General features: G+C 46.3%; 13 protein-coding genes. 1 reads left to right on the forward strand and 12 read right to left on the reverse strand.

What is annotated here, in order from left to right:
* Window positions 1-3 precede the first annotated feature (3 nt).
* From HNR50_RS14810 to HNR50_RS14850, 9 genes are all read right to left on the reverse strand, one after another.
* The gene (locus tag HNR50_RS14810; RefSeq protein ID WP_184747563.1) at window positions 4-2,019 is read right to left on the reverse strand and encodes a WD40 repeat domain-containing protein; all 2,016 of its coding nucleotides are present in this window, start codon (window positions 2,017-2,019) and stop codon (window positions 4-6) included.
* Window positions 2,020-3,375 (reverse strand): RIP metalloprotease RseP, encoded by a 1,356-nt coding sequence (rseP, locus tag HNR50_RS14815; RefSeq protein ID WP_184747564.1) that lies wholly within the window; start codon window positions 3,373-3,375, stop codon window positions 2,020-2,022.
* 1 nt (window position 3,376) lies between these two features.
* Window positions 3,377-4,504, reverse strand: coding sequence for a 1-deoxy-D-xylulose-5-phosphate reductoisomerase (dxr, locus tag HNR50_RS14820; RefSeq protein ID WP_184747565.1), 1,128 nt, complete (start codon window positions 4,502-4,504; stop codon window positions 3,377-3,379).
* Between the two features lie 25 nt (window positions 4,505-4,529).
* Window positions 4,530-5,378: a phosphatidate cytidylyltransferase gene (locus HNR50_RS14825; RefSeq protein ID WP_184747566.1), complete on the reverse strand. Its 849-nt coding sequence runs from the start codon at window positions 5,376-5,378 to the stop codon at window positions 4,530-4,532.
* Window positions 5,375-6,097: a polyprenyl diphosphate synthase gene (uppS, locus tag HNR50_RS14830; protein WP_184747567.1), complete on the reverse strand. Its 723-nt coding sequence runs from the start codon at window positions 6,095-6,097 to the stop codon at window positions 5,375-5,377. Before uppS ends, HNR50_RS14825 begins: the two co-directional genes overlap by 4 nt.
* Window positions 6,097-6,639: a ribosome recycling factor gene (frr, locus tag HNR50_RS14835; RefSeq protein WP_184747568.1), complete on the reverse strand. Its 543-nt coding sequence runs from the start codon at window positions 6,637-6,639 to the stop codon at window positions 6,097-6,099. Before frr ends, uppS begins: the two co-directional genes overlap by 1 nt.
* Window positions 6,640-6,739: 100 nt before the next feature.
* Window positions 6,740-7,582 carry a translation elongation factor Ts gene (tsf, locus tag HNR50_RS14840; protein WP_184747569.1) on the reverse strand — a complete coding sequence of 281 codons (843 nt, stop codon included), beginning with the start codon at window positions 7,580-7,582 and terminating at the stop codon, window positions 6,740-6,742.
* Window positions 7,583-7,585: 3 nt separating this feature from the next.
* Entirely contained in the window at window positions 7,586-8,401 is an 816-nt protein-coding gene (gene rpsB, locus HNR50_RS14845) for a 30S ribosomal protein S2 (RefSeq protein ID WP_184747570.1), read from the reverse strand.
* A 75-nt stretch (window positions 8,402-8,476) separates the two neighbouring features.
* The gene (locus HNR50_RS14850) at window positions 8,477-9,058 is read right to left on the reverse strand and encodes a Maf family protein (RefSeq protein ID WP_184747571.1); all 582 of its coding nucleotides are present in this window, start codon (window positions 9,056-9,058) and stop codon (window positions 8,477-8,479) included.
* A gap of 136 nt (window positions 9,059-9,194) precedes the next feature.
* On the opposite strand from HNR50_RS14850, the gene HNR50_RS14855 reads away from it, so the two are divergent.
* Window positions 9,195-9,560 (forward strand): hypothetical protein, encoded by a 366-nt coding sequence (locus tag HNR50_RS14855; RefSeq protein ID WP_184747572.1) that lies wholly within the window; start codon window positions 9,195-9,197, stop codon window positions 9,558-9,560.
* Window positions 9,561-9,661: 101 nt separating this feature from the next.
* On the opposite strand, the gene HNR50_RS14860 is transcribed toward HNR50_RS14855, so the two are convergent.
* From HNR50_RS14860 to HNR50_RS14870, 3 genes are all read right to left on the reverse strand, one after another.
* Complete coding sequence (locus HNR50_RS14860) at window positions 9,662-11,104, reverse strand: Do family serine endopeptidase (RefSeq protein WP_184747573.1); 1,443 nt, start codon at window positions 11,102-11,104, stop codon at window positions 9,662-9,664.
* Between the two features lie 235 nt (window positions 11,105-11,339).
* Window positions 11,340-11,699 carry an Hsp20/alpha crystallin family protein gene (locus HNR50_RS14865; protein ID WP_184747574.1) on the reverse strand — a complete coding sequence of 120 codons (360 nt, stop codon included), beginning with the start codon at window positions 11,697-11,699 and terminating at the stop codon, window positions 11,340-11,342.
* Between the two features lie 9 nt (window positions 11,700-11,708).
* Window positions 11,709-12,167: an Hsp20/alpha crystallin family protein gene (locus HNR50_RS14870; protein WP_184747575.1), complete on the reverse strand. Its 459-nt coding sequence runs from the start codon at window positions 12,165-12,167 to the stop codon at window positions 11,709-11,711.
* Window positions 12,168-12,240: the final 73 nt, after the last annotated feature.

Consider the following 12,240-nt stretch of genomic DNA (forward strand, 5'->3'; position numbering starts at 1 on the left):
TTTTCAGTTCACGGGTTTCAAGTCGATTCGGCGGCCCGATCTGTAGCTGATAATTTTATCTTCCACACTTTCCGAACCGAAATACATATCGCTTGACGCAGGGATGAGCGCCCATGAGTCATCTTTGAAAATATGAATGCTGTAGAGTTTCTGCCCTGACGAGGCGCGGAACATGGATATGGAGTTGTCTTCGTTCAGGCTGTAGAGAACAGAACCGTTGAGATAGATTTTTTTGACAGGTTTATTGTTATCGTATTTTGTTACATTTCTTCCCGTAATTTTATAGATGCCCGATGTTCCCAGTTTGGCATAAATGGTACGGCTGTCTGTCGGATCTATAAGAACCTGTGCTGTAATATCCTCTCCCGTGTAGATGAGAATCGTTTCCGATTCGTTGAGATTGTCGTAATTATGACGCCTTAAGACAGTTTTGGTTTTTCCGTCCTCTTCCAGAAGTCCGAGAGAGAAAAACTGATTACTTTTTTCAACGGCGATGGAATCGAAGATCAGGAATCGGTTATCCTCTACAGTCAATGTCTCTTTGGTGCTGATGTCGATTGTGATTGCCGGGCTCTTTCCCGCCGTCGAAGCCCTTCCGGCGAATAGGGTCCGGTGATCGACCATGGAAATATCCTGCAGACCGATAGCTGAATATGAGAAAAGCTGCTCCTGCTTCTCCCGACTGATAATTTTAATGGTTCCGTTTCTTTCGAGAGTGATGATATTCCCGTCAAGATAAGTGATATCCTGAATAGGAGATACAAAATCACTGTACTCGAAGAGAATCCGGTCTTCACTGTCCATGATGAGAAAGGACGGATTATTGTTGCCTTTATTCCAGAGAAGGGTGGAACCGTCTTCCAGGGCGAGAAACGCTGTCTGACCGCCCAGAGGATTGTCTTTTTTTTCGAAAACCGGCGAAGTATTGGTAACGAGGCTACCGCTGAAAAAAGGCGCTTCAATTGAAATCAAGCCGTCATCGGCTGCAAGGGTCAGCGTTTTCCCGCTAATAGATAAATCGGAAATTGTTTCGGTTATATCTTCGGAGAAGGGCAGAAGTTTGCCCGTTTCCCAGTCAGCTTTGTAAATAGCGCCGTTCTCATCTCCGGCCAGTGTCAGCGAATCCGTTTCCACCAGTGCCGTAATTTTGTAGGTGGAATTGAGAATTATAGGACTGGAGATCTCGGTAAATGAATCATTATCAGTGGACCATTTTTTAAGAATGAAGCTTCTGTTCGAGCGTTCAAGAGTCAGGGCGTGTCCGTTGTCTCTGTTCTGATAGAAGCTTCTCAATTCCTGAAAACTCTTTGAATCAACCGCCGTTCCTTTCAGTCTTTCGATCAGATAAATCTTATTGCCTTTTACGCCGGACATGAAGGCGTTGTTGGACTGGATGACATTGAGATCGGTCAAACCGTCAATGGTCGAAACGCCGAGCTTCTCTTCCGATGTTCTGAAATCGTAGAATTTGATTGCTCCCGAAGAACTGTATGTCATGAGGTTTCTTTCTGACGAGCCAAGGTAGCCGAAATCATAAATAGAGGGTAGGCGGTTCATATAATTAAGCTGGACGCCGTTACGGGCGTTCAGAAAGGTCAGAGAGGGGGTAGCCACGTTACCATAGAAAATATACCTTCCTGTGGCGGAATATTCGAGAAAAAGAGGCTGTTCCTCGATAATTCTGGTCAGAATGTTCTTTTCCGTAACCCAGTTCCATACGGACAGATAGTATTTTTCCGTGTCATGGGACAACACGGCCACATTGTTATCCTCCGGACTGATCAGGAGTTTATCGATCGTGTTGCTCGTAATCTGAAAATGGTTGCGAAGAGACTCGTCGGAAGCGTCCCATACTGAAATGGCTCCCCGCTGTTCGGCAGTGAAAATCAGATTCCTTTTTTCGTCGTAGCGTATGTCGACTATAGGGCTGAAGTGACCTCTGTTGATAACAAATTTCGTCGCTCCGGCAACATTGAAAACCAATAAGCTGAATATTAAAACAGTCAGAATTCTTTTCATTTATTTCCCCGCCAAAAATAAGATATCGCTGGTTGTCGTGAGAAGAACCAGAAGAAGAATAAGAAAGGTCCCGATCATCTGATATCTGTAAACAGAATTGGGTGATAAGGGAGACTTTCTGATAATTTCATATATAAACAAAACAATCTGTCCGCCGTCAAGAGCCGGTATGGGGAGCAGATTCATAAAAAAGAGAGCAATGGAGATAAAGCTGACGAACTGGAAGAAGGAGAGAAATCCCTGACCGAGACCCTGAGTGAAGCCGTTGGCTGCCACTTCTCCGGCGAAATAGGTCATCCTGATCGGTCCGGAAACCGCCTTGTTGAGATTCAGACCGCTGAAAAGGAGCTTCAGTCCCTTTGCGCTCAGAACCAGAGTGTCAACAGCTTCGCTGTATCCTCTTCCTATAGCCTGAAAAATATTGTAACGGGGAGTTCTGAATATTTGATATTTGTAGGTTATGCCCAAACGAAAATCATCGAGGCTGAAGTCGGTCTCTATTTCACAGGTATTGATTGAACCTCTTCTTTCATAAGAGATGTTCAGCTTCCCCGGTTCGGACGCCATTATCCGGGATATATCCAGTGAATTGTTTACAGGATTTCCGTTTATGCTCTTTATAATATCTCCCGCTTCAAGCCCGGCTTGAGCCGCCTTTGAACCTTCTTCTACTTCACCGATTACAGGATCAATCCACGGATAAATACCGGCAACCCCGGCTCCCGAGTCTTTATTCAGTTCCGGTGTCAGTATGAGTCTAATCTGTCGTCCTTCTCTGAGAACAAGGAGCTCCAGTTTGTTTCTGGCCGATGTCGCGAGCTTTTCAGCTATATTGTTGTAATTCTCTGTTTCAACCCCATTGATCGCGATTATTCTGTCTCCCGTTTCCAGCCCGGCTTTGTTTGCCGGCCAGACTTTCCCCGTATTGTCATAGGAGGATGCCAGAATGATTTTATTCTGGAAGGTTGACTCTTCATAGCCGATCAGGAAGATGACCGAGAGAACCAGTCCGGCAAAAATAAAATTGGCCAGCGGTCCGGCTAATGCCACGGCGATTCTTTTAAGAGGCGAGGCTGAGTAGAAAGCTCCTTCCTCTACCGGAATGGATTTCTCTTTCGCTTCAATCGCTTCGATCAGAGCATGTTCGCCCTTCATCTTGCAATAGCCCCCGAGAGGGAGCGGTGCGAGCCGGTATTCTGTTTTGCCTATCTTCTTCTTCAAAATGGCTTTTCCCCATCCCAGGGAAAAAGCTTCTACTTCGATTCCGCTCAAACGCGCAGCGGCAAAATGTCCCAGTTCGTGAACGAGGACAACGACCGATAGAGCCAGAAGTCCCAGTAATATAGTAAAAAACATCTTACATCCTCTTTTTAATAAGCTCTACCGCTTCTTGCCGGCACAGGGTATCAACGGCGAGAACTTCGTCAAAGCTCTGCGGTTCAGCTGTCCAATCGCCGCTCAACAGTTGTTCCGTTATTTCTGGTATCTCGGTAAATCCGATTTTTTCATCGACCAGAGCCTGTACGGCAACTTCGTTTACCGCATTGTAGACAATAGGATAAGCCCCTGCGCTTTCCGCCGCCCGGTAGGCCAGAGGCAGCATGGGAAAATTATCCATATCCGGCTCGAAAAAGGTCATTTCCCGGCCGGCCAGATCGAGAAAACTGCTCGGCACCGGTTTCAAATCCGGATAGTATAGGGCATTCTGAATAGGCAGACGCATATCGGGATGGCTGATATGGGCATACATGGCCAGATCGTTTGTCCTGATGAGAGAATGAACCATACTCTGGGGATGAACAAGAACTTTGATTTTATCGAGCGGGATGTTGAACAATCTCCAGCACTCAATGACTTCAAGCCCTTTATTGGCCATGGATGCCGAATCGATACTGATTTTATATCCCATATCCCATGTGGGGTGCTTCATGGCCTGCTCAGCCGTTACGTTTTTTAACTGTTCAGACGTGTATCCGCGAAAAGGTCCTCCCGATGCCGTAATGATATACTCGTATATATCATCGGGATTTTTCCCCTCCATAAGGTGAAAAATCGCGCTGTGTTCAGAATCGACAGGAAGAATCCTTCTGCCTTTTTTTTCCGCCAGGCTGTTTATCAGTCTGCCGGCCATAACCATGGTCTCCTTGTTGGCCAGAGCCAGATCCATTCCGCTTTCCAGTGCAGTCACAGAAGGGGCCAGTCCGACAGCTCCGGATATGCCGTTTACAACAATATCGGCATCTGTTTCTTTTATAAGATCCAGTAAGCCTTCGGGCCCATGGTATGTGATGCGGCTGTCTGAAGTCTCTTTTCCGGTCAGAGCCAGAGAGGAAACGGAGAACTCCGCTGCCTGAGCCAGCAGTTCTGTCTCTCTGCTGTTGGCGCTGAGTCCCGTTAGTTGAAAATCATCTCTGTTGCTGCGGATAATGTCCAATGCCGAAGTTCCGATGGAACCGGTACTTCCCAGGACTATAACCTTTTTCAAATAAAACTCCTGATTGGCTTTTATTCTATAAACCGGCAGTGGCCAGAAGAATTACATAATAAAAACCCGGAGCGGCAAAAATCAGTGAATCTATTGAATCGAGCATACCGCCCCGTCCGGGAATAATGCTTCCCGAATCCTTGACTCCCGAAGATCTCTTCATGGCCGATTCGACAAGATCTCCGATTATGGATGTCACTCCCGCGACGATGCCCAGTCCGATGAGAAGGGGGATCGATCCGGTTATGATATCGGGAAAAATAAACCGGCTTGAAACAGCTACGATTACGGAAGCCAGAACACCGCCGAGAAATCCGACCAGGCTCTTATTGGGGCTGACAGCGACGAATCCCCGTGATTTTTTTCCCCAGAGCATACCGAATAGCCAGGCGTTGGAGTCATTCAGATAAACAATACACATGAATATGAGAAGAATAACGGAGCTGTAGGGTAAAGAGGTAATGCGGGTTATGTAACTGAGGAAGACACCGGGATATATGAGAGTCATAATGGATGCGGACATGACGGGAAGATTTTTCTCGAAACTGTCCCCGGAAGGCTTAAGGCTGATGACGAAAATAAGAATCACAAGCAGGGTGATGAAAAACAGAAGGCTGCCGGGATTTATCATGCCTATGACCTGCATCCAGGTAATGATCGGGATCAGTGCACCGCTTACAGTGAGGAATGTCTTATTGACTTTTATATCCATGGCGTGAAACATTCCAGCCATTTCCCTGGATCCGAGTGCGCCCAGTATAATGACCAGAAGATTTATCGGGAGAAAATTCAAAACGTTTCCGAAAAGAATCAGGGCTGATAAACCCGGTATGGCTATGACAAACAACAGTATGCGTTTTGTCAGATTTTTCACTTTTTAACTCCTCCGAAACGTCGGTCTCTATTCTGATAGGCGATAATGGCATCGTACAGATCGTCAGGATACCAGTCCGGCCAGAGCTTTTCGGAGAAATAGTATTCCGCATAAGCACTCTGCCAGAGGAGGAAATTACTAAGGCGTTTTTCTCCGGCGGATCTTACGACCAGATCAAGCGGAGGAACGACCGGAGAATCGAGAAAACCGTAAAGGGTTTCTTCAGTCAACTCGCCCGTGTCGCCGGAACGCCGCCAGCGGTTAACGGCTCTCAGGATTTCATCCTTTCCCCCGTAATTGATAAGAAGATTCATTGTAAGGCCTTGAAAATCCTTTGTGTCATTGACGATGGATGTAATCTCTTTCTGTATATCCGCCGGTAATCCGCTGAGATCGCCGCTGTGGACGACTTTGATTTTATTATCTTTGTAGAATTGAAATTCGCTTTTCAGGTATGTTTTTATCAGCACCATCAGGAAAGATATTTCATCCTCCGCCCGCTTCCAGTTTTCCGTGGAAAAGACATAGAGAGAAATATACTTCAGTCCCAGATCCGCAGCGGCTTTGACTATTCTCTTAGCCGACTCGAGTCCTTCACGGTGCCCTTTAGAACGAATAAGGCCGCGGTTCTTCGCCCAGCGGCCGTTTCCATCCATAATGATGCCGACGTGAGCCGGCAGATTATTCGGATCAATTAATGCTGCTTTATCTTCAGACATTAAATCTCCATTATCTCCTTTTCCTTGGCGGAAAGGATATCATTTATCTTTTTTATATAGTCGTCGGTGAGCTTCTGGATCTCTTCAGTACCCTTTTTCTGCTCATCTTCGGGAAAATCACCTTTCTTGATAGCATCATTGGCATCTCTTCTCAGGTTCCTGATGGAAACCCTGGAAGTTTCTGCTATATTTTTGGCCTGCTTCACAAGATCTTTTCTTCTTTCCTCTGTCAGCGGCGGAATGGCGATTCGGATTACTTTTCCGTCGTTGCTCGGATTGAGTCCGAGATCGGAAGAAAGAATAGCTTTTTCGATATCACCGAGAGAGTTTTTGTCAAAAGGCTGAACAACGATCAGTCTGGCTTCGGGAATGGATATATTAGCTACCTGATTAAGAGGAGTGGGATTCCCGTAATATTGAACCATTACTCTGTCGAATAGAGATGCGGAGGCCCGTCCCGTTCTTATCGTGTTGAACTCATCTCCAAGAGCTTTAACGGTTTTTTCCATTTTGTCCTGAGTGTTTGTCTTTACTGTGTTCATAATGTCTCCCCTTTTCTGCTGTCAAAGGGGCTCTGCAGTATTATTCTGCAAAACCCCTCAATTGATGTCTGACAATCCGGAGCCGGAGCCCCGGAAAATCTTAAATCTCTTCACCAACCTGGAAGTAGATATAATCAGTCAGTTCCACAGAACCGCCAACGGCTTTACCAGCCTGGTCTGCAGCCTGTTTTACCGTAATTTTATCATCTTTTACAAACTTCTGGTCAACAAAACAAATCTGAGCGATGTGTTTGCTCATTTTACCTTTAACGATGCCGGCGGCAACGTTTTCGGGTTTTCCGAGAGCCAGAGTCTGAGCTGTGAAAATCTCTTCCTGATCCGCGATGTATTTGGCATCAACGGAATCTTTGTTGAGAAAAGTGGGGTTGAACGCGGCGGCGTGAAGCGCGGCATCGAAAGCGAAAGCCTTGACTTCCTCTTTGGCGGCTGTCGCGGCGCTGTCGCATTTTACTTTGATGAGAACTCCGATTTTTCCACCGGCGTGGATGTAATCCACTACAGCTTCGTCATCGGCAATATCCATAACAGAGAATCTCTTCACGGACATGTTCTCATTGAGAACGGCGATGGCTTCTTTTACCATAGCGTTCAGTTCGTCAGTTACTTCTGTAAGACCTTTCTCTATGACTGTTTCAACGAGTTTCGCTCCGGTCGCCTGGAATGTCTCGTTGGAAGCAACGAAGTCAGTTTCACATGTGAGTTCGAGAATAACCGCTTTGTTGTCGGTAATTCTGGTAAAAACGTTACCTTCCGTCGTAGCCCGGCCGCTTTTCTTGTCCGCTTTGGCAAGACCGGCTTTCTTGAGCACTTTTTCCGCTTCAGCGAAGTCTCCGTTCGCTTCAACAAGGGCGTTTTTACAGTCGAGCATACCGGCGCCGGTTTTGTCTCTCAGTTTTTTTACGTCTGCTGGTGATACGGCCATTAATTACTCCTTGTCCTCTGTGCTGTAAACGACATCTTCATCTTCCGCAGGAGCTTCAGCTTCTTCGGTCGCTGCGGATTCTTCGGTAGTCTCTTCTTCATCATCATCCTGAAGAGTTTCGATTACTTTGAGTCCTGTTTCGTTGTCAGCTTCGATTACCGCATTGGCGATTACCTGTGTGAAAAGGCTGATCGCTCTGATCGCGTCATCGTTACCGGGGATAGGGAAGTCAATTCCTTCGGGGTTACAGTTTGTATCTACAACCGCAACTATGGGAATGCCCATTCTCTGAGCTTCAGCTACAGCAATGGATTCCTTTTTGGTATCGATGATGAAGACGATTCCGGGGAGGTCTTTCATTTCCTTGATACCGCCGAGGTTCTTTTCCAGTTTTCCTCTTTCTTTCATGAGTCTGGAAACTTCTTTTTTGGTAAGCTGCTCAAAAGTTCCGTCTACTTCCATTTTCTCAATTTTCTTGAGTCTGAGGAGAGATTTCTTAATAGTGGAAAAGTTTGTGAGCATACCGCCGAGCCATCTGTTGTTGATGAAATGCATTCCGCATCTTTCGGCTTCTTTCGCAACGGCTACCTGTGCCTGCTTTTTTGTTCCCACGAAGAGAACAGACTGACCTTTGAGAACAGTCGCTCTTACAGCGTCATACGCGTCTTTGATGGAAACAATTGTTTTCTGGAGATCGATAATATGGATACCGTTTCTCTGTGCGAAGATAAATTTCTTCATTCTGGGGTCCCAGCGTTTTGTCTGGTGACCGAAGTGTACACCTGATTCAAGCAGGTTCTTCATTGTTACTACAGCCATGTAGCCTCCTGTGCATGCTTTGAGTCAAGCATGCGTCCTTCTCATTGAGTCTCAGCAGAACGGGTCTGCCGGAAATTAGTCGAACGTAAAGTCCAACTTTGTTAACATGCCATAAAAGCGGGTGATTGGCAACCCCATGACATTGCTGTAGGAGCCATTTATACCGCTGATAAGACACTCGCCTTTTCCCTGTATCCTGTAGGAGCCGGCAACCCCTTTCCATTCCTCCGTATCGAGATACCAGGCGATCTCTTTTGCCGATAACGGGCGGAAGGTTACATCCGTAATATCTACTTCTGTGAGTATGGTTCTGTCTTTTGCTCTGTATAATGAAATTCCCGTTAAAACCTGATGCGTCATCCCTGAGAGGCTTAAAAGCTCCCTTTCCGCTTCAAGTCTGTTTTCAGGTTTTCCTACGCGGCGGTCATGGTAGGATATGAAAGTATCGGCAGCAACGGCCCATTTCACCTGGATCGGCGGGTTTTTCAGAAAGGCATGCAGCTTTTCTTCCGCTATGGTTCTGGCCAGCACTTCCGGGCCGATGTCGCGGGTCATATCCTCTTCTGTTTCGACCGGGAAGACATCGAAGGGAATTCCCATCTGCGTAAGCAGCGTCTGTCTCCTGGGAGAAGATGACACAAGATGTATTTTTTCCATATACCGGATTATATCATCCAAAGTGACACCTGTTCTATTGGAAGAAATATAATCTCCTCATGAGTTTATTGATTTCTCATTCCCGGCAGATAATAATTAATTGACTTCAATTTGAATAAATAGACAGGAGTTAATTATGAAAAAAGTTCTTTTAACCGCATTTCTGCTAATCTCGTCCATCACTTTATTTTCCCAGTCCATCGATCTCGGTGATTTTCCCATTGGCAAATGGGCTGATGAAAAATGGGATGCGATCTGGGAATTCAATTCTGACAATATCAGGATTCTCGATGAACAGGGAAATGTGATATATGATTTCCAGGATAAAACGATAGTGGATTTTAAAATATCACCTTCGACGGCCGGTCTGGAGTTGAGTTTTTACTGTCAGGAGACGGGAAAGAAGTATAAATTCGTTAAAGGTCTGACCAGTCTGGATTTGAATTTGATTATCGATACCGATTCGGGCATCCATTACGAAACAAAAATGCCTAAAAAATAGAGAGGCATAATCAACCTCTTCATATAAGAGAGCGCAGAGGAGTTTTCCCTGCACTCGGAAGCTGCCGCATAACATAAACGTATGCAGCAGCTTTCTTTTTTCTATTTCACAATACCCAGAAGGATCTCTTTACCGTCGCGGAGTATCCGGAAGTTTATCTCGTCCCCATCGTCGTTCAGGGCTTTATAGAAATCCGTCAAATCGGCAATTCTGCTGCTGTTGACTCTGGTTATGACATCGCCCTGCCGTATTCCGGCCGCGGCTGAAGAAGAACCTTCGGCTACATAAGCGACGATAACGCCTCTTGTCCGGCCGGACAGTTCAAGCTGATCCTTGATTTCATCAGTAAGGGGGCTGACGTATACACCCGGCCAGAGTCCTCCGTCATCGGCGATTTCCTGCTCCGATTTCCGCGCATCAAGTCTGACCCTGATATTCTCTTTCTTTCCGAGTCTTATGATATCGAGGGAAATATCTCTTCCCGGAGGAAGTGTTCCGATCAGTCTCTGCAGCTGGTCGCTTGATTCGACTTTCCGGCCGTCAACTCCGATTATCAGGTCTCCCGGTAAGAGACCGCCTTTTTCCGCAGGTGAACCGGCAAATATATTTCCTGTGAAAGCTCCGGTCTCGCCGTCAAAATCCATTCCTTCCGCAGGGGGATTGCCTATTGTCACGCCAAGCCAGCCATATTCGACCCGGCCTTTGGTCACGAAGTCATCGACAACTCTTTTTACAGTGTTGACCGGTATGGCAAACCCCAATCCCACGCTGCCGCCGGATCTGGATGCAATCCATGTATTAATTCCGATAAGCTGTCCGTTCAGGTTGACCAGCGCGCCTCCCGAGTTCCCCGGGTTGATGGCGGCATCGGTTTGTATGTAATCGGTGAAGTCGGCTATTGTGCTTCCCTCCTGTGCCTTTCTGCCCAGAGCGCTGACGATACCCTGTGTTACAGTCGATTCGAAACCGAGAGGATTCCCGACGGCGAACACGATATCCCCGACCATCAGGCGATCGGAATCGGCCATATCCATCAAGGGCAGACTTTCGCGGCTTTCGAAGGTTATCAGAGCCAGGTCTGTCCGGCTGTCCGTACCGACCACTGTGGCATCGAAGGTCCGGCCGTCATACAATTTGACGCTGATTTCATCAGCTTCTCCCACGACATGGTTATTGGTTACGGCAAAATACTTTCTTCCGTCGCGCCTTACAAGGACACCGGAACCCAGTCCTTCTTTTTTGAATTCTCTTTCCTGGGGAGCCTGATTGTCGTTATTCTGATCGGGATTGGAGAAAGGCCAGGAATCTCCAAAAAAATTAAAGGGCGAAAAGGATTGCCCCGGTATGGTCTGTTTGACAATTTCCGTCACATTGATTTCGACAACGGCGGGGAGTGTTGTTCTGGCCACTTCCCTGAATTTGTTCTGCATGGCGTACATATAGGAATCGTCCGAGCTCCCCGAACCGGGATTCTCACTGTAGAGACCGGAAATTCCGACCAGCGATAATAACAGAACAAGAATGATTTTTGTTGGTTTATACATAAAATTACCTCCTGTGAAACAGTCCGGACATAACTTGACCGTGCTGCATTTCATCCTGAGCCCATAAGTTAAAGGGTTGTGTTTTTGACAATTGTCTTCGGCAGCCATTCTTTGCGCTGCCTTCATTCATAAAACAGCTGACCGGGCCGGTGATAACAAATTTTTTCATAAAAAATCGAAGTCATAATAAAAAGGGGCGGAAAACCGCCCCTCGATTCTAAAGAATCGCAACCGATCATTTAACCTGAACAGTTATTTTTCTCGGTTTTTCCGATTCTTTGACACCCAGTTTTAAAGTCACCAGACCGTTGCTGATAGTCGCTTCAATCTTCTCTCTGTCTATTGTGTCATCGATGGTGTACTCCTGGTAGTAATCTCCCTGACGAATCTCCCTTATTCTGTAGTGCCCGGCATCTTCATCCGCTTTCCTTTCTCCATGAATAATAAGAAGGTCCTTATCAACTTTGATATGCAGGTTCTCTTTGCTCACCCCTGGCATTTCCATCGTCAGGACTACGGCCTCTTCATCCTGGAATATATCAGTCGATGCGGGAAAACGCCTTTTTTTATTTTCTATTTCTTTTTTCCTGTCCATAACATCCTCCTACTTCACGCTCACAGAAATCTGTTTGGGTTTCGTTTCTTCTTTCCGGGAAAGAATAATGGTTAACAGGCCGTCTTTCAGTTCAGCGGAGATTTTTGAGGAATCAACAGTCGCCGGCAAAGAGATGGTTCTCTGAAAGCTTCCGCTCCAGATTTCCTTTTTGTAGTATTTCCCTTTTTTCTCTTCTTTGTTTTCCTCTTTTGAGCCTTTGATCGTCAGGACATTCGACGCGATAGAGACATCAATGTCTTTCTGTTCCAGTCCGGGCAGTTCACACTTGACCGTGTAATCGTTTTCTCCTTCAACAAAATCAATTGCAGGAGTCACACTGCGGTCGAACAATCCTGTTGAGCTGGGAACGCGATCATAATTGAAAAGATCATTGATCTCGTTCTGCAGGTTCTGAAGATCTGCCCAGGGATCGTAAAGTCTGGGGTTTTTCCATTTAACAATTGCCATAACAGCACCTCCATTTGAAATTGTTTTCATTAATAATATTGCAACTTCTGTGCCAATCCCGAAACAGGAAAAA

Origin of the sequence: Spirochaeta isovalerica, from assembly GCF_014207565.1 — a bacterium.
Lineage (GTDB): Bacteria > Spirochaetota > Spirochaetia > DSM-2461 > DSM-2461 > Spirochaeta_F > Spirochaeta_F isovalerica.